Below are 16,786 nucleotides of genomic sequence, written 5' to 3' on the forward strand. Positions count from 1 at the left end.
TGTTCTCCTGCAAGGCGATCCTTGAACTTGCAGGGTAGCGCCTAACAAACGCTCATGCCCAGCTGCATCAACCGCAACCCGCCCAGTTGCCAGCCCCACCACACCAGCGCCAGGAGCACTGCCGCACCCGCCACCAAGAGGATGCGGGCCAGGTAGCGGTTCATGCGGCCTGCACCTGCAAGCGCGCGACGGGCCGCTCGCGCACCGGCCAGTTGAGCGCGGCCGCCAGCAGGCTGAGCAGGATCGAGATCTGCCAGACCAGCTCGTAGCTGCCGGACTGGTCATACACCACGCCGCCCAGCCATCCCCCCAGGAAAGCGCCCAACTGGTGGAACAGGAAGACGATGCCGCCGAGCATGGACAAGTTGCGCACGCCGAACACCGTGGCCACGGTGCCATTGGTCAACGGTACCGTGGACAGCCACAACAGCCCCATGGCGATGCCGAACAGGTAGGCACTGACCTCGGTCACCGGCGCCCACAGAAACAGCACGATCACCAGAGCACGCAGCAGGTACAGCGCGCTGAGCAGGCGCGGCTTGGACATGCGCCCACCCAGCCAGCCTGCGGTGTAGGTACCGACGATATTGAACAGCCCGACCAGCGCCAGCACGGTGGTGCCGGTACTGGCCGGCAGGTGCTGATCCACCAGGTAGGCCGGCAGGTGCACCCCGATGAATACCACCTGGAAACCACAGACGAAGAAGCCCAGGGCCAGCAGCCAGAAACCGCTGTGCGAGCAGGCCTCGCGCAAGGCCTGGCCGAGGGTCTGCTCGGCGCCGAGGCTGGGCAGCGGGCGATCCCGCAACATCCCTACCAGCGGGATGATCAGGGCCACCAGCAGGCCCAGTACCAGCAATGCCGCCGACCAGCCCAGCCACTGGATCAGCCCCAGGGTGCCGGGCAGCATGGCGAACTGACCGAAGGAGCCGGCCGCGCTGGCGATACCCATGGCCACGCTGCGCTTTTCCGCCGGTACGGCACGCCCCACCACGCCGAGGATCACCGAGAAGGACGTTCCCGAAAGCCCGATGCCGATCAACAAGCCGGCGCTCAGCGACAGCGACCAGGCCGAGTCGGCCATGCCCATCAGCATCAGGCCCGCGGCATAGAGGATGCCGCCGATGATCACCACCCGCGCCGCGCCCAGGCGGTCCGCCAGGGCACCGGCGAAAGGCTGGGCCAGCCCCCAGATCAGGTTCTGCAGGGCGATGGCGAAGGCGAACACCTCGCGCCCCCAACCGAAATCGGCGCTCATTGGCGCCAGGAACAGGCCAAAACCGTGCCGCACGCCCAGCGACAGCGCCAGGATCAACGCCGCCCCCAGTAGAATCCATCCGCTGGTTCGCCATACCGAAGTCATTGTCGTTCTCCTGCGCATCGCAAGGTTGAGGCGGGTAGCTGCCCGCTTCTGGTGTGTGAATCAGGCCAGGCGCTCCAGCAACCGCACCAGTGCGTCCCGTTGCCCTTCCCCCAACCGCTCGACCAGTTGCCGCTGGGCCCGCTCCCAGGCCGGATGGGCCGCCTGCAGCCGCGCCTTGCCCGCCTCGGTCAACAGCACCAGGCGATTGCGCTGGTCGTCCCCCTCGGCCAGGGCAACCAGACCTTCGGCTTCCAGCACCCGCAGGTTGCGGCCCAGGGTGCTGCGATCCAGCCCCATGGCTTCGGCCAGGGACGTGATGCTGGGGCGGTCGAGCCGCTGCAGGTGGCGAAGCAGGGAAAACTGGGCGACATTGATGCCGAAACCGACAAGGGCTTCGTCATAGTGCCGGCTCACCCCGCGGGCGGCACGACGCAGGTGGGTACAGAGGCATTCGCTGGTCAACATGAATGCGTGTATATACCCGCACATTGAATGTTGCAAGACATTTCACATCTCGATCAGCGGGCCAAGCGGCTACGGATCGGCTCGAATTCAGCCGTGGCCTTGCGCGGCAGCGGATCCGGCGCGCCCTGTTCGATCGCCTGCCAATAGCGCCAGGGCACCTTGGCCGAACCCAGTTCGTAGTCCATGCCATCCCAGCTGTCTTCGCGGAAACTGTAGAAGGCCCAGTGCACCTGCTGACGGTCCAGCACGCTGAGTACATCCTCCAGGTACTGCCGACAACCAGGCAGGCGGCGCATGCAACCGAACTCGCCAACCACCAGGCGCGAACGTGGCAGTTTCATCATGGCCATCCAGTCGAGCGGCTGCTGCAGGTACTGCGCCACCCGCCTCGCCCCCCATGGCTCGGAGCGCCCCGCAAAGGGCGCGGGCCCTGGGTAGGCGATGGGCGCTTGGCGGGCCATGTTCGGCGCACTGGTGGCCGAGTAGGGTTCGTACATGTGCAGGCTGTACAGCACGCGCTCGTCCGCCAGGGGGGCCGGCCAATAGCTGAACGCATCGGCCGCGGCGTACCAGCCGGCGTCGACCATGATCGGGGTAGTGGCATCGACTTCGCGGATCGCTGCGATCAGTTGCCGATAGAGGGCAGGCAGGTCGCGCGCGCCTCCCTGCACCTGCTGGTACCACTGCTTCATGCGCAGCGGATCGGCATGCTCGGGCAGGCCGCCCTGCTTTTCCGGTGCCGGCTCGTTGACCAGGTTGTAGGCGGCGATGGCCGGGTGGTCGCCGAGTGCCTGGGCCAGGTCACGCCAGAAGTTGGCGGCTTGGGTCCAATAGCCTTTGTCCTGCCAGAGGCGATCGTCGAACTGGCCTTCGTTGTTTTGCGCCCAGCGCATGCCGGGCAGCGAGAGGGGCGCGATCACGACCTTGAGGCCTGCGGCGTGGGCGCGGTCCAGGACAGCCCTGAGCTGGGCCAGGTCGGCTGCCGCGAGGCCCTGGTAGGCATCGGCGTTGCCCAGCAGGAAATCGCGTTTCTCGGGCCGCCACTTGTCGTAGGACAGCCGCACCCAGGTAGCGCCGTAGCCGCGCAGGGCTTCGAAATAGGCTTGGTCAGGGGGCAGGCGGTTGAAGCTGTTGCCGCCATGGCGAGGGCTGTTCCAGAAGCCGATCAGATCGGCTGCCGTGGCTGGCAGGGTAGCCAGCGCGAGCAGGCTGGCGAGTATCCAGTGACGCATGGGAGGCCTCCCTGGCCGGTTGCAGTGGCGGCCGAGGATACGCCCGGTTGCACAGGGAAGCAGTTACCAAAGGGTTGCCAGACATTACAGCAAGAGGTTGCCTTCAGGTCGCCGGGTGTCTGGACCGGCCCATTGGGGCCGCTTCGCGCCCCAGATGGCAGCCAAAGCCTTAACCGACCGGCAACAGTGCCACCCCCAGCACCACCGCCAGTTCCAGTATCTCCAGCATCGCCCCCGCCGTATCGCCGGTGGTACCGCCCAGGCGCCGGCACATCACATGACGCAACCAGGCGAACACCAGCGCTGCAAGCAGCAGCATGGCCAGCCCGCGCCACCCGCCAACGACCACGCAAAACCCGGCACTGGCCAACAGCACCCATCCCGCCCCACGCCTGGGCAGGTGTTCGGCAAGAGCCTGCCCCAGACCGCCCGGACGCACATAGGGCGTGGTCATGAACAACCCCAGCAAGGCAGCTCGCCCCACCACCGGCGCAAGCACCAGCATGACTCCCGCGCCTCTTTCCACCAGCACCCACAGGGCACAGAACTTCAATAGCAACACCAGCACCAGGGTCACCACGGCGATCGGGCCGCTGCGCGGATCCTTCATGATCCGCAAGGTACGCTCGCGATCGCCGAAACCGCCCAGCCAGGCGTCGGCACTGTCGGCCAGGCCATCCAGGTGCAGGGCACCACTGAGCACGACCCACAACACCAGCAGCAAGGCCGCGTGCAGCGGCGCCGCCGTGCCCTGCAACAGATGACTGGCCAACCACAGCAACAAGCCGAACGACAGGCCTACCAGCGGGTAGTACAACAGCGACCGCCCCACCTCCCGAGGTGCCGGCATGCCCGGCAGGCGTACCGGCAGGCTGCTGAGAAACTGCAGGGCAATCCAGAACGGCGACATCTCAGCAGCGCTCCTGTAGCCGGCCGTCGCTGCCCAGGGCCAGACGCACCAAAGCACCGTGCCCAACCTCCACCTGCAGCAGTTGCTCGCGCGGCAAACCACGGGCCTGGGCCAGCAGCAGGCGCATCACGCCACCATGGGTGACCAGCAACACCCGCTTGCCGGCATGCTGCCGCCCCAGGCCATCGAGGGCAGCCAGGACCCGCTCGGCAAAAGCGCTCACCGGCTCGCCCCGAGGCAGCGTGAAGGCATAGGGATCAGCCCAGAAGCGCCCCAGGGCATCGGCCTGGTCCTGCATGATCTGCGCCGCGCTGCGCCCTTCCCAGTCACCGAAATGCAACTCGCGCACACCGGCCTCCAGTTGCACCGGCAAACCCAGCCGTGCCCCCAGCTCGTCGGCGAACTGCGCGCAGCGGCGCAGCGGCGAACTGACCAGCGCATCCCACGGGCCGGCCTGGGCCACGGCCTCGCGCATCTGCGCCCAGCCCTGCTCGGTCAGGAGGTCGTCGAGGCTGCCGCGCAAGCCCCCGCCCCGTTCGGTCTCGCCGTGACGCAACATGTCGAGGATCATGCCGGACGGTCCGCCACCGCCGCCTCGGCGAACGTCGCCATCTGCCCGTGCAGGGCACAGGCCAGGCGCAACAATGGCACCGCCAGCGCCGCACCGCTGCCCTCGCCCAGGCGCAAGCCAAGGGCCAGCAGCGGCTGTGCCTCGAGAGCCTCCAGCACGGCCTGGTGACCGGGTTCGGCCCCCTGGTGGGCGAACAGCAGCCAGGGGCGGCTCTGGGGATTCAGGCGCGCCGCCACCAGGGCAGCAACGCTGCAGATGAAGCCATCCACCAGCACCGCCACGCCCTGCTGGGCACAGGCCAGGTAGGCACCGGCCAGGGCCGCGATCTCGAAACCACCGACACAGGCCAGGGCCTGCAGTGGATCGTCCGCGCGCAGCCCGTGCGATGCCAGGGCGCGCTCGATCACATCGGCCTTGTGGCGCACGCCAGCGCTGTCCAGGCCGGTCCCCGGGCCACTGAGCGCGCGTGCCGGGCACCCCAGCAAGACGCTGGCCAGGGCGGCGGCGGCCGTGGTGTTGCCGATGCCCATCTCGCCACCGATGAACAACTGCACGCCCTGCTCGCTGGCACGTCGCACGCTGTCGCGGCCGGCCTGCAAAGCGGCACCTAGCTGTACCTCGGTCATCGCCGGGCGACGGGCGAAGTTCGCCGTGCCGCTGCCCAAGCGCAGGTGGTGCACGCCTGGCAGTTCCAGGTCGGGCTCGATGGTGCCCAGGTCGACCACTTCCAGGCGTGCCTCCAGTTGCCGCGCCAGCACGCTGATCGCCGCGCCGCCACCGACGAAGTTGCGCAGCATCTGCCCGGTCACGGCCTGCGGGTAGGCGGAGATCCCCTCCTCCACCACGCCATGGTCGCCCGCGAAGACAGTGATGGCGACCCGCTCCAGGGTCGGCCGCTCGCGCCCTTGCAAACCGGCCAGGTGCACCGCCAGGTCCTCCAGTTGGCCGAGCGAGCCGGCAGGCTTGGTCAGTTGCCGTTGGCGCGCACGGGCCTGCTCCATGGCGGCGGTGTCGAAGGGTTGGCAGGCATCGCGCCACCAGGGCTGGTTCATAGAGCGGGTCCTTTGAGCATGAGGGGAAGGCCGGCCACGGTCAGCACTACGCGCTCGCAGCGTTCGGCCACGGCCTGGTGCAACCAGCCGGCCTGGTCGACGTAACGGCGCGTCAGCTCGCCCATGGGCACCACGCCCAGACCGGTTTCGTTGCTGACCAGGATGAGCGTTCCGGGCAGCGTCCCCAGGCTGTCGAGCAGCGCGTCACGCTCCTGGGCCAGGCGTCGTTCATCGTCGAGCATCAGCAGGTTGGTCAACCACAAGGTCAGGCAGTCCACCAGCAGGCAGCGCCCTTCGGCGGCCTCGGCCCGCAGCACGGCGGCCAGGGCCAGGGGTTCCTCGATCAGCCCCCATTGCGCAGGACGGCGCTGGCGATGCAGGCGGACACGTTCGTTCATCTCGCCATCCAGCGGCTCGCTGGTGGCGATGTAGGTCACCGGCAGGCCGCAGGCAGTGGCCAGTTGCTCGGCCAGGCGGCTCTTGCCGGAGCGGGCGCCGCCGAGGATCAGGTTGCGCATGTCAGGCGACTCCACAAAGCTGGCGCAGGCGCGCGGTATCCAGGTGCTTGTCCACCAGGTCGGCCAGGCGCTCGATGTCACGTTCGCGCAAGGCTTCGTAGTCGATGGCCTCGGCATCTTCCAGGCCCGCCCAGCGCAGCAGCGCGGCGCACGACTGGCTGCCTTCGAACAGGCCATGCAGGTAGGTGGCGAGGATCTGCCCGTCGGCGCTGACGGCACCGTCGCAACGGCCATCGGCCAGTTGCACGGCCGGGTGTTCCAGGGCCGGGCCACGGGTGACGCCAGCATGGATTTCGTAGCCCGCGACAGGCGCCTGCTCCAGGCCCAAGGTGCCGCAGACGTTGCGCAATTGTTTGTCGGCCTCGAGCACGGTGACGTAGTCGAGCAGGCCAAGCCCCGGGCTGGAGCCCGCCGCCCCTTCCAGGCCCAGCGGGTCATGCACGGCGTGGCCGAGCATCTGCAGGCCGCCGCAGATCCCGATGAGCTTGCCGCCATAGCGCAGGTGGCGAGCGATGGCGGTGTCCCAGCCACGCTCGCGCAGTTGCGCCAGATCGCCGCGCACGCTCTTGGAGCCGGGCAGGATGATCAGGTCGGCGGGTGGGACAGGCTGGCCCGGGCCGATGAACTGCAGGTCCACCTGGGGGTGCAGGCGCAGCGGGTCGAAGTCGGTATGGTTGCTGATGCGCGGCAGCACCGGGACGATCACCTTGAGCACCCGCTCGCCCTTGGCGGCCTGGCGCACGTCGATGCCGTCCTCGGCCTCCAGGTGCAGGTCGCTGACGTAGGGCAACACGCCCAGCACCGGCTTGCCGGTGCGCTGCTCCAGCCAGTCCAGGCCCGGCTGCAACAGGGCGATGTCGCCACGGAAGCGATTGATGACGAACCCCTTGACCCGCGCCTGCTCGCTCGGCGACAGCAGCTCGAGGGTACCGACCAGGTGGGCGAAGACCCCGCCGCGATTGATGTCGGCCACCAGAATCACCGGGCAGTCCACCGCTTCGGCAAAGCCCATGTTGGCGATGTCGCCGGCCCGCAGGTTGATCTCCGCCGGCGAGCCCGCGCCTTCGACCATCACCACCGGGTAGGCTGCGCGCAGACGCTGGTGCGAAGCCAGCACGGCCTGCATGGCGATGGCCTTGTAGTCATGGTAGGCGACGGCGTTCATGCTGGTGACGGCACGGCCGTGGACGATCACCTGGGCGCCGGTGTCGCTGTTGGGCTTGAGCAACACCGGGTTCATATCGGTATGCGGCGCCAGCCGGCAGGCCTGGGCCTGCACCGCCTGGGCGCGGCCGATCTCGCCACCGTCGGCGGTCACCGCGCTGTTGAGCGCCATGTTCTGCGGCTTGAACGGCACCACGCCGATGCCCTGGCGCAGCAGCCAGCGGCACAGTGCGGTGACCAGCGTGCTCTTGCCGGCATCGGAGGTGGTGCCTTGCACCATGAGCGTGGTCATGCCGATTCCTTCTGGTAGTCCGCCAGCGCCTGGCGCAGGCGTTGCTCGTGTGCGGCACTGGCGGGCAGCCCCAGGCGCACCGCCGGCGGCTGCTCGAACAGGCGCACGAGGATGCCGCGTCGGGCGAGAAAGTCATGGAGGTGGGCGGCGTGCGGCGTGCGCACGTATTGGAACAGGTCGCAGCCACCCGCCGCAGGCAGGCCAGCCGCCTCGAGCAAGGCGGCCAGGCGCTGGCTGGCCTGGGCGCAGCGGGCAATTTGCGCCGGGTGCGCCGATCGCTCGCTGAAACAGGCCTGCCCCAGCACCCGGGTCGGGCCGCTGATGCTCCAGGGGCCAAGCGCTTCGGCCAGGCGCTGCAGCAAGGGTGGCTCGGCCATCACGAAACCCAGGCGCACGCCTGCCAGGCCGAAGAACTTGCCGAACGAGCGCAGCACGATCAACCCAGGGCGCGCGGCGCAATCGACCAGGCTGTCGGCGGGGGTGTTGTCCATGAAGGCCTCGTCGACCAGCAGCCAGCCACCGCGCCGCGCCAGACGGGCATGCCAGCCGAGCAGGCGTTCGCGGGGCAGTCGCCGCCCGGTCGGGTTGTTGGGGTTGACCAGCACCAGCACATCGAGGCTGTCGAGGCTGTCTTCGACCTGGGCGTCATCCAACTCGACCAGTGCGTGCCCTGCCCGCCGCCAGGCATGCGGGTGCTCGGCATAGCACGGCGCAAGCACACCGACCCGGCCTGCCGGGCGCAGGTAGGGCAAGGCCTGGATCGCCGCCTGGGAACCGGCCACCGGCAACAGCGCGCTGGCGCCATAGTAGGTGCGCGCCGCCTGCTCCAGGCCGTCCTCGGTCTCGGGCAGGCGTGCCCAGGCCTCCAATGGGATCGCTGGAATCGCATAGGGCCACGGGGCGATGCCACTGGACAGGTCGAGCCACTGCTCCCGGGGGATACCGTACTGCCGCACCGCACGCAGCAGTCGGCCACCATGTTCAAGCATTCAGATAGGCTCCCAGGCAGATCACCAGCAACCACAGCCACACACCGCGCTGCACCAGGCTCCAGCCGCGCTCGATGGCCTGGGCGTCGGCCACCGGCCCTTCGCCCAGGCGCGCACGCACATGCAGTTCGCCGTGGTACACCGCCGGGCCGCCCAGCTCCACGCCCAGGGCACCGGCGCCGGCGGCCATCACCGGGCCGGCGTTGGGGCTGTCCCACTGGGGCCCCTGCTGACGCCAGCAGGCCAGGGCCAGTCGGGTTTTGCCGAGCAGGGCGTAGGTCAGCGCCACCAACCTGGCGGGCAGGTAGTTGAGTACATCGTCGATGCGCGCCGCGGCCCAGCCGAAGCGCTCGAAGCGTTGGTTACGGTAGCCCCACATGGCATCGAGGGTATTGCTCAGGCGATACAGCACCACGCCTGGGGCACCGGCGACGACGAACCAGAACAGCGCGGCGAACACCGCATCGCTACCGTTCTCCAGCACCGACTCGGTGGCCGCCCGGGCCACGGCGGGCTCGTCCAGCTCGCGGGTTTCGCGGCTGACCAGGTAGCCCACCCGCTGCCGGGCCGCGCCCAGGTCGCCACGCCGCAGGGCCTCGGCCACCGGCAGCACATGCTCGCCGAGGCTGCGCAGGCCCAGGGCGCAGTACAGCGCCAGCACGTCCACCAGCCAGCCGACATAGGGCAGCCAGGACAGGATCAGCGCCAGCAGGGTCAGCGGCACCACCGCCAGGCACCAGGCGCTCACGCCGTGGCTGCGCCAGCCGCGCCCGCCGGCGTTGAGGCGTTGCTCCAGGCGCGACGCCAGGTTGCCGAAGGCCACCAACGGATGGCGCCGCCGGGGTTCGCCCAGCAACGCATCGAGGGCCACGCCGGCCACGGTCAGCAGGGCCACGCTCATGGCCGTTCTCCCCATTGGTTCTCGTACAGCATCTCGCCCAAGGGCTTCTCCTCGGCCCAGTTCTCCAGCACCAGCATCGGCCCGGCATAGAACTGCGCCACAGGCCCCAGGCACAGCACCGCCACCGGCTTGGCGCCAGCGGGCATGCCCAGCAGTTGGGCCAGGGCCTGCGGTTCGAACAGCGACACCCAGCCCATGCCCAGGCCCTCGGCGCGCGCCGCCAGCCAGAGGTTCTGGATCGCGCAGGCCAGGGAGGCCAGGTCCATTTCCGGCAGGGTGCGGCGGCCGAAGATGTGCGCCTCGCGGTTGTCCATCAGCGCCGCCACCAGCACTTCGGCGCAGTCGTGGATGCCTTCGACCTTGAGTTTCATGAAAGCGTCGGAGCGCTCGCCCAAGGCTTCGGCGGTGCGCACGCGCTCCTGCTCCACCAGCGCCTGGATCTGCCTACGCAGCTCGCGTCGGCTGATGCGAATGAAGCGCCAGGGCTGCATCAGGCCGACGCTCGGCGCCTGGTGCGCGGCGGCCAGCAGGCGGGCCAGCAGCGCTGGCGCTACCTCACCGCCGATGAAATGGCGCATGTCGCGGCGCTCGCCGATGGCCCGGTAGACCGCGGCGCGCTCGGCGTCGCTGAAGGCGTGTTCGCTCATGGCCGCAGCAGCGCCGCCGCCGCGTCAGGGTTGGAGGGGAAATAGAAGTGGATGTACGACGCCGTCAGTCGTCCCTGGCGATAGACCGCCTCGTTGCCACGACCGCCGTTGGGGCTTTGGCCGCGGGCGATCGGTTCGAGCGGGGTGCTGGTCAGGGAGTGATGATAAGTATGCCCGCGCAGGGTCCCTTCCGGAAGTTCCACAGCCTGCAGCGCCAGGGCCGCCAGGCGCTTTTGCATCACCGCTTCGCCCGGCAGCAGGCCGAGCAGCGTGGCGCGCTCACCGGCCACGTCGGTCAAGGCCTCGAGCAGGTAGAGCATGCCACCGCACTCGGCCAGCAGCGGCTTGCCCTGGGCGTGATGGGCGCGGATCGCCTCGAGCAGAGGGGCATTGGCCGCCAGGGCCTGGTGATGCAGCTCAGGGTAGCCCCCTGGCAGGTAAAGGCTGTCTACCGTGGGCAGTTCCCGGTCGTGCAAGGGCGAGAAGAAGCGCAGTTCGGCGCCCAGCTCGCGCAACAGATCGAGGTTGGCGCCATAGGTGAAGGCGAAGGCTTCGTCACGGGCCACGCCGATGCGCACACCGGCCAGCGACGGCCTGGGGGCGATAGGGTCGGGTTCGGCAAAGGCCACCGCTGGCGGCAGCGTGGCGTCGCAACTGGCGCCCAGGGCCTCGGCCGCGGCGTCCAGGCGCAGGTCCAGGTCGTTCAGCTCGTTGGCCTGGACCAGCCCCAGGTGGCGGCTGGGCAGCTCGATGCCACGCTCGCGGGAGAGCCCGCCGTACCAGCGCAGGCCCTCGGTCAGGCTGCCCTCGAGCAGTTGCGCATGGCGCAGGCTGCCGACGCGGTTGGCCAGCACCCCGGCGAACGGCAGGTCCGGCTGGTAGCGTGCCAGGCCCAAGGCCAGGGCGCCGAAGGTCTGGGCCATGGCTGTGCCATCGATCACCGCCAGCACGGGTACACCGAAGTGACGCGCCAGGTCGGCGCTCGACGGTGTGCCGTCGAACAGCCCCATGACCCCCTCGATAAGAATCAGGTCGGCCGTGCCCGCCGCTTCCCAGAGCAGGCGGCGGCTTTCCTGCGCGCCGATCATCCACAGGTCGAGCTGGTACACCGGTGCACCGCTGGCCCGTTCGAGGATCATCGGGTCGAGAAAATCCGGCCCGCACTTGAACACCCTCACCTTGCGCCCGAGGTTGCGGTGCAGGCGCGCCAGGGCGGCGGTGACCGTGGTCTTGCCCTGGCCGGACGCCGGTGCTGCGATCAGCACCGCCGGACAATGCCGGGGTCGGCTCATAGTTCCACGCCCTTCTGCGCGCGGATGCCGGCCTGGAAGGCGTGCTTGACCATGCCCATCTCGGTGACGGTATCGGCCAGCTCGATCATCTGCGGCTTGGCGGCACGGCCCGTGACGATGACGTGCTGCATCGGCGGACGGGCCTGGATGTCCGAGAGCACCTGGTCGAGGTCGAGGTAGCCGTGTTTGAGGGCGATGTTCAGCTCGTCGAGCACCACGAACTGCACGCCCGGGTCCTGCAGCAGTTGGCGCGAAACCGCCCAGGCCGCCTCGGCGGCGGCGATGTCGCGCTGGCGATCCTGAGTCTCCCAGGTGAAGCCCTCGCCCATCACGTGGTAGCGCACCTGCTCGGGGAAGCGCCGGAAGAACAGCTCTTCGCCGGTGCTGTTGCGGCCCTTGATGAACTGCACGACGCCGCATTGCAGGCCGTGGCCCAGGGCCCGGGCAAGCATGCCGAAGGCCGAGCTGCTCTTGCCCTTGCCGTTGCCGGTGAGCACCAGCAGCAAGCCGCATTCGTTGGGCGCGTTGGCGATGCGTTCGTCGATGATCGCCTTCTTGCGCTGCATGCGCGCCAGGTGGCGTTCGTCGCGTTCGGTGGATTCGCTCATCAGGGTTCTCCGCAGGCTGTCGGCACGGATGGGCGACGACAGGTCGATAGGCGGGCAGACGGAGAACGCGCAGGGGCCATGGCGGACGCCACGGTGCACCGCGCATCACCCTCCGTGATGCCGTTGGCAGTGACAGGCCGGTCTCCGGGCTCGTGAGCAGGGCCTGGGCCCATGGGCCGCGCGCCTTCCCGGATGCCTGCATCCAGTGGCCCTGCGCGGTCCTCGACTCACCTACCGTTGCGGGGGCAGCGCCGGAATCGCGCCTTGCTGGCGCCCACCGGCTTCCCAGTTTCACCCTGCCCAGCCTCGGCTGGCAGAGCACCTGAAACACGCCGCGAAGGTTAGAGGGTTGCACCCGGAGCGTCAATGAAACGAGGCCGATCTGGCCTGGATCAATGGCCGATCCGGCCGCTTGTAACAAACTGAAAGCAGTGATATCACATAGACATCAATTTTCGCTGAACGCGATCACAACGACAGGAGAGCGCAGCATGCAAGGCCTGATCATCAATAACCCGCGCCTGGAGTTCCTGCGCCCGGCGCTGGAGCGCTGGCCGGAATGCATCGACCGCTTCAACCAGGTCCATGGCGACAACGAAGCCCCGTACTGGCATGGCACCGCGGCCAACACCGGCCTGCTCGCGGCCGCGGCCTGGCAGGCCGAACTGGTGGCGCTGGAACAGTCCATGAGCAAGAAGCAACGTGACGAGGGCGAGCGCGAGGGCCGCTGCGACCTGTCCATCAGCACCTCGGAAGACAGCGTCCACCTGCGCGCCAGCCAGCGCTGGCCGCGCATCGCCCGCCTGGACCTGAGCACGGCTGTGCAGGAAACCGCCGCCCTCGCCCGGCAGATCGCCTATCCCAGCCAACTCAAGGTCGGCGCCCTGTTCGTCAGCCCGTGGAAAGCCGGCCAGCATGCCAGCCCCGAGGAGTTGCAGGACCTGGTCGACGACCTGCAAAAGCACAGCGCTTGCGCCATCGCCTGGTATTTTCCCTACGCCTATCGCAAGTTGCACAATGAAGCGGCGCAGTACTTTCCCGGCGTGGCGCTGCTGCTCAAGCAGGCCTGAGCGGGGCCCAGCTAGCCGAATGCGCCCTACCGACAAGTTGAACCTCGACGGTGGCCCGTCGCTCTGATTCCACATGAGCCCCCACGAGGACCCGAGCATGGACAGGATGCATATCGCGCTACTGCTGGCCCTGGCCGTCAGCCTCGGCGGCTGCGGAGAATCCGCGCGCCTGGACGTCAGCGACGGATCGGGACCGTCCCCGCAACTGCCCGAGCCGAACAAGACCTTGATCCCGACCGTCAACATCGCCCCGGCGATCGGCTGGCCGGAGGGCGCCAAGCCCACGTCGGCGACCGGCACCCAGGTGGTGGCCTTCGCCGAGCACCTCGATCATCCCCGCTGGCTCTACGTGCTGCCCAACGGCGACGTGCTGGTGGCCGAGACCAACGCCCCGGCCAAGCCCGACGACGGCAAGGGAATCCGTGGCTGGGTCATGGGCCAGGTGATGAAACGGGCCGGCGCCGGCGTACCCAGCGCCAACCGCATCACCCTGCTGCGCGACGCTGACCGTGATGGCGTCGCGGAAATTCGCACCACCTTCATCGAAGGGCTCAACTCACCCTTCGGCATGGCCCTGGTGGGCAAGGACTTCTACGTGGCCGATACCGACCGCCTGTTGCGCTTCCACTACGAGCCGGGGGCCATGCAGATTCGCGCTGAAGGCAAGAAAGTGGTCGACCTGCCCGGCGGCCGGCTCAACCACCACTGGACCAAGAACGTGATCGCCAGCCCCGATGGCAAGAAGCTCTATGTCACGGTGGGCTCCAACAGCAATGTCGGCGAAAACGGCCTGGACCAGGAAGAAGGCCGTGCGGCGATCTGGGAGGTGGACCCGGCCAGCGGCCAGCACCGGATCTTCGCCTCCGGCCTGCGCAACCCCAACGGCCTGGCCTGGGAACCACACAGCGGTGCGTTGTGGACGGCGGTCAACGAGCGCGACGAGATCGGTAGCGACCTGGTGCCGGACTACATCACCTGAGTCAAGGACGGGGGCTTCTATGGCTGGCCGTTCAGTTACTACGGCCAGCATGTGGACCGGCGGGTCGAGCCGCAGGATCGGCAAAAGGTCGCCCAGGCCATCGTGCCGGACTACGCGGTGGGGCCGCATACCGCATCCCTCGGGCTGACCTTCGCCCAGCCGGGTGTGCTGCCGGCGCCGTTCGAGCAGGGGGCGTTCGTGGGCCAGCATGGGTCGTGGAACCGCAAGCCGCACAGTGGCTACAAGGTGATCTTCGTGCCGTTCAGCACCGAGGGGAAACCCGCCGGGAAGCCGATCGACCTGTTGACGGGGTTTCTCGATGGCAAGGGCAAGGCCATGGGGCGGCCGGTGGGCGTGATCAATGACCAGCGGGGCGGGTTGCTGGTGGCCGATGATGTCGGGAACGTGATCTGGCGGGTGAGCAAGGAGCAGTGAGGGGCTTGGGCTGGCCTGTGCCGGCCCATTCACGGCGGTTCGTGCCCCGACAAGCCCGCCCTCACAGGTTCACCACTGATCTTGAGGCAACGGTGAACCTGTGGGGCTGCCAGGTAGCCCCGATGCCGTTTCGCAGGCGGGCATCGGACTCAGGGATTGCGCGCCAGGTGCCCCGGCGGCAGCACCCGCTTGGCCTGCAGGTAGGCCCGGGCCCAGTAGCTGTTGGACAGGTAATCCAAGCGCACCGTCCCGCCCGTGGAAGGTGCATGCACGAACCGCCCCTCCCCTACGTAGATCCCCGCATGGCTGACCTGCGACCCACCGTTGGTGGCGAAGAACACCAGGTCCCCGGACTGCAGCGAACCGATATCCACGTTCGGCGCCCGCATGACGATCATCTCGCGGGTCGAGCGCGGCAGGCTGATCCCCGCCGCATCCCGGTACACGTAGCCGATCAGCCCACTGCAGTCGAACCCGGCGTCCGGCGTGTTGCCGCCCCAGCGATAGGGCGTGCCCACCAGGCCGATAGCCCGGAACAGCACGTCGTCGGCCACCGGCGAGGACGCCGCCTGCGCGTTGAAGGTAACGGGGGCCTTGGCCACCGGCGCAGGTGCCGGGGCTCGGCTGGAACAGGCGGCGAGCAGTGCCGCCAGGGAAAGGAGTGCGAAGCGCGCCATCATCGCCATGGCCAGAACTTCCTGTCGAGACCGTTCGGCCGTAGCCGAAGTCAAAAGAGTTGAGAATTCAGATTAGACGCTTTTCGTAAATGCGCACGGCGGCGAGCTTTTTCAGCATCGCCGCCGTGGCAGGGTACAGCATTTTGATATCAGTTGCGCGAGATCGTGGTCGGCGCCATGGCCAAGGCGCGCTTGGCCTCGAGGAAGGTCTTGCTCCAGTAGCGGTCACCGAGGTTGTCGATGCGCACGCCACCGCTGCGGCGGCTGCTGGAGTGGATGAACTGGTTGTCACCCAGGTAGATGCCGGCATGGCTGACCCGGCCACGACCATTGGTGCTGAAGAACAGCAGGTCGCCAGGCTTGAGCTTGTTGCGGGCAACCTTGGGGGCATCGACGTTGATCATCTCGCGGGTCGAGCGCGGCAGGTTGAGGCCGGCCTCCTCGCGGAACAGATAGCCGATGAAACCGCTGCAATCGAAGCCGGACTTCTCCGAAGTACCGCCGAAGCGATAACGGGTGCCGATCAGCGACATGCCACGCTCCAGGATGCTGTCGGCCAGGGCCGGCAGTTCGTAGGGCTTGCCGTTGCTGGAAAAAGTGTCCAGGTCTTCCTCGGTGGCCAGCGGCTCCTCGGCGAAAACGGAAGAGGCGGAAGGCTTGGCCATGGCCGCGGACTGGGCGGTGACGGGCTGTTGATCCTGCGGTTGGGTAACCGGGCCTTGGGTGGCGCAGCCGAAAAGCAGGCTCACGAGTGCAAGTGGCACGAGGGGTGCGAAGCGCTTGAGCATGGGCACGACCGTGTCTGTAGTCCTTTAGAAGGGGGAAACTATGCCCTCTATCATGGCCATTTGCAAATTTTATCGAAAAAAATGTGACTTTTCCGTTTCGAGGCTCTGGCCCGCTACTTTCGGGGGCTCACCAGCCCAGGGTTTCCTTGAGGAAGGGGATGGTCAGCTTGCGCTGCGCTTGCAGCGAAGCCTGGTCCAGGCGCTCGAGCAGATCGAACAGCGCGCTCATGCTGCGCGTGCCCCGGGTCAGGATGAAATGGCCGACCTCGTCGGTCAGGTGCAGGCCACGGCGCGAGGCCCGCAGTTGCAAGGCCCGCAGCTTGTCTTCGTCGGACAGGCCACGCATCTGGAAGATCAGTGCCAGGGTCAGGCGCGACTTGAGGTCCGGCAGCTTGATCGGCAGCTCGCGTGGCGAACTGGACGCCGCCAGCAGCAGGCGTCGACCGCTGTCGCGCAAGCGGTTGAACAGGTGGAACATGGCCTCTTCCCAGTCGGCCTTGCCAGCGATCACGTGCAAGTCGTCGATGCACACCAGCTCGTACTGCTCCAGGTAGTCGAGCAGTTCCACGCCACGGTCGAGCAGTTGCGCCAGGGGCAGGTAGACAGCCGGCTCGCCCAGTTGCTGGAAGCGGTGGGTGGCGGCCTGGAGCAGGTGGGTACGGCCAACGCCCTGTTTGCCCCACAGGTAGATGAGGCTCTCGGTCCAGCCGGCGTCGGCCTCGCAAAGCCGCTCGACGTAGCCCAATGCCGCGGCATTGGCGCCCGGATAATAGTTGATGAAGGTGGCGTCATCGCGCAGGCGCACACCCAGGGGCAACTGGATCGGTTTCATG

18 protein-coding genes, 1 pseudogene and 1 riboswitch are annotated in these 16,786 nt (G+C 68.1%); of the genes and pseudogenes, 2 read left to right on the forward strand and 17 right to left on the reverse strand.

Annotated features, from left to right (window positions below; genetic code table 11):
• Positions 1-41: 41 nt before the first annotated feature.
• From ACDI39_RS10490 to cobO, 14 genes are all read right to left on the reverse strand, one after another.
• Positions 42-164: a hypothetical protein gene (locus ACDI39_RS10490; protein ID WP_262923706.1), complete on the reverse strand. Its 123-nt coding sequence runs from the start codon at positions 162-164 to the stop codon at positions 42-44.
• Positions 161-1,363 (reverse strand): MFS transporter, encoded by a 1,203-nt coding sequence (locus ACDI39_RS10495; RefSeq protein ID WP_225788290.1) that lies wholly within the window; start codon positions 1,361-1,363, stop codon positions 161-163. Before ACDI39_RS10495 ends, ACDI39_RS10490 begins: the two co-directional genes overlap by 4 nt.
• A gap of 60 nt (positions 1,364-1,423) precedes the next feature.
• A complete protein-coding gene (locus ACDI39_RS10500; RefSeq protein ID WP_225788291.1) occupies positions 1,424-1,828 on the reverse strand; it encodes a MarR family winged helix-turn-helix transcriptional regulator in 405 nt (134 codons plus the stop codon).
• 53 nt (positions 1,829-1,881) lie between these two features.
• A complete protein-coding gene (locus ACDI39_RS10505) occupies positions 1,882-3,060 on the reverse strand; it encodes a glycoside hydrolase family 5 protein (protein WP_253081108.1) in 1,179 nt (392 codons plus the stop codon).
• 169 nt (positions 3,061-3,229) lie between these two features.
• Entirely contained in the window at positions 3,230-3,970 is a 741-nt protein-coding gene (locus tag ACDI39_RS10510) for an adenosylcobinamide-GDP ribazoletransferase (protein WP_225788293.1), read from the reverse strand.
• Between the two features lies 1 nt (position 3,971).
• The gene (gene cobC, locus ACDI39_RS10515; protein ID WP_486538603.1) at positions 3,972-4,541 is read right to left on the reverse strand and encodes an alpha-ribazole phosphatase family protein; all 570 of its coding nucleotides are present in this window, start codon (positions 4,539-4,541) and stop codon (positions 3,972-3,974) included.
• The gene (cobT, locus tag ACDI39_RS10520) at positions 4,538-5,593 is read right to left on the reverse strand and encodes a nicotinate-nucleotide--dimethylbenzimidazole phosphoribosyltransferase (RefSeq protein ID WP_225788295.1); all 1,056 of its coding nucleotides are present in this window, start codon (positions 5,591-5,593) and stop codon (positions 4,538-4,540) included. Before cobT ends, cobC begins: the two co-directional genes overlap by 4 nt.
• Positions 5,590-6,111, reverse strand: coding sequence for a bifunctional adenosylcobinamide kinase/adenosylcobinamide-phosphate guanylyltransferase (cobU, locus tag ACDI39_RS10525; RefSeq protein ID WP_225788296.1), 522 nt, complete (start codon positions 6,109-6,111; stop codon positions 5,590-5,592). Before cobU ends, cobT begins: the two co-directional genes overlap by 4 nt.
• Position 6,112: 1 nt before the next feature.
• The gene (locus tag ACDI39_RS10530) at positions 6,113-7,567 is read right to left on the reverse strand and encodes a cobyric acid synthase (protein ID WP_225788297.1); all 1,455 of its coding nucleotides are present in this window, start codon (positions 7,565-7,567) and stop codon (positions 6,113-6,115) included.
• Complete coding sequence (cobD, locus tag ACDI39_RS10535; protein WP_253091472.1) at positions 7,564-8,556, reverse strand: threonine-phosphate decarboxylase CobD; 993 nt, start codon at positions 8,554-8,556, stop codon at positions 7,564-7,566. Before cobD ends, ACDI39_RS10530 begins: the two co-directional genes overlap by 4 nt.
• A complete protein-coding gene (gene cbiB, locus ACDI39_RS10540; protein WP_225788299.1) occupies positions 8,549-9,457 on the reverse strand; it encodes an adenosylcobinamide-phosphate synthase CbiB in 909 nt (302 codons plus the stop codon). The genes cobD and cbiB overlap by 8 nt, the downstream gene beginning before the upstream one ends.
• Positions 9,454-10,104, reverse strand: a complete 651-nt coding sequence (gene bluB, locus ACDI39_RS10545; RefSeq protein WP_225788300.1) for a 5,6-dimethylbenzimidazole synthase — start codon at positions 10,102-10,104, stop codon at positions 9,454-9,456. Before bluB ends, cbiB begins: the two co-directional genes overlap by 4 nt.
• The gene (locus ACDI39_RS10550) at positions 10,101-11,396 is read right to left on the reverse strand and encodes a cobyrinic acid a,c-diamide synthase CobB (protein WP_225788301.1); all 1,296 of its coding nucleotides are present in this window, start codon (positions 11,394-11,396) and stop codon (positions 10,101-10,103) included. The genes bluB and ACDI39_RS10550 overlap by 4 nt, the downstream gene beginning before the upstream one ends.
• Positions 11,393-12,004, reverse strand: coding sequence for a cob(I)yrinic acid a,c-diamide adenosyltransferase (gene cobO, locus ACDI39_RS10555; RefSeq protein ID WP_225788302.1), 612 nt, complete (start codon positions 12,002-12,004; stop codon positions 11,393-11,395). The genes ACDI39_RS10550 and cobO overlap by 4 nt, the downstream gene beginning before the upstream one ends.
• 118 nt (positions 12,005-12,122) lie before the next feature.
• A riboswitch (cobalamin riboswitch) is annotated at positions 12,123-12,345 on the reverse strand.
• 150 nt (positions 12,346-12,495) lie between these two features.
• On the opposite strand from cobO, the gene ACDI39_RS10560 reads away from it, so the two are divergent.
• Entirely contained in the window at positions 12,496-13,074 is a 579-nt protein-coding gene (locus ACDI39_RS10560; RefSeq protein ID WP_225788303.1) for a hypothetical protein, read from the forward strand.
• A gap of 106 nt (positions 13,075-13,180) precedes the next feature.
• Positions 13,181-14,488 (forward strand): annotated as a pseudogene (locus tag ACDI39_RS10565) (PQQ-dependent sugar dehydrogenase).
• 149 nt (positions 14,489-14,637) lie between these two features.
• On the opposite strand, the gene ACDI39_RS10570 reads toward ACDI39_RS10565, so the two are convergent.
• The 3 genes from ACDI39_RS10570 to hda all read right to left on the reverse strand — a co-directional run bounded on the left by ACDI39_RS10570 (position 14,638) and on the right by hda (position 16,785).
• On the reverse strand, positions 14,638-15,174 hold the full coding sequence (locus tag ACDI39_RS10570; RefSeq protein ID WP_225788305.1) for a C40 family peptidase: 537 nt from the start codon (positions 15,172-15,174) through the stop codon (positions 14,638-14,640).
• A 140-nt stretch (positions 15,175-15,314) separates the two neighbouring features.
• Positions 15,315-15,953 carry a C40 family peptidase gene (locus tag ACDI39_RS10575; protein WP_225788306.1) on the reverse strand — a complete coding sequence of 213 codons (639 nt, stop codon included), beginning with the start codon at positions 15,951-15,953 and terminating at the stop codon, positions 15,315-15,317.
• A 127-nt stretch (positions 15,954-16,080) separates the two neighbouring features.
• A complete protein-coding gene (hda, locus tag ACDI39_RS10580) occupies positions 16,081-16,785 on the reverse strand; it encodes a DnaA regulatory inactivator Hda (protein ID WP_225788307.1) in 705 nt (234 codons plus the stop codon).
• Between the last annotated feature and the right edge of the window lies 1 nt (position 16,786).

The organism is Pseudomonas sp. Tun-23181, assembly GCF_057415455.1.